Origin of the sequence: Sulfitobacter sp. HI0129 (genome assembly GCF_001635395.1) — a bacterium.
In the GTDB taxonomy this organism is placed as follows: Bacteria; Pseudomonadota; Alphaproteobacteria; order Rhodobacterales; family Rhodobacteraceae; genus Sulfitobacter.
The window spans coordinates 1-332 of sequence record NZ_LWGH01000925.1; the positions used below are offsets into that span (position 1 = coordinate 1).

At 65.7% G+C, this 332-nt stretch carries 1 pseudogene; it reads left to right on the top strand.

The annotated features are described in order from the left end of the window. Positions 1 to 125: 125 nt before the first annotated feature. Positions 126 to 332, top strand: a pseudogene (locus A3764_RS20980) (hypothetical protein); the annotation flags it as partial.

Consider the following 332-nt stretch of genomic DNA (forward strand, 5'->3'; position numbering starts at 1 on the left):
CCCAGGGACAGAAGCTGGACCGGGTGTTGCGCGCGCTCCAGAAAGACTGACAAATTGATCCGCCCCATTGTGGGAATCCCGCCAAGGCGCTAAGGTCGGCGGCGAGGAAAGAGTGGAAAAGCGATATGTCCGAACCCGTCACGAATGCCGAGGTCGAGGATGTCCTGTCGTCCATCCGCAGGCTGGTATCCGAAGACAAGCGTCCCCTGCAGGCCCCGCGTGCGGCGCCGCAGGCCAATGACAAGCTGGTCCTGACACCCGCCCTGCGTGTGGCGGAACAGGCCCCGTCCGCGACCGAACCTGAGCCGCAGGCGTCGGAGCCTGCACCGCCC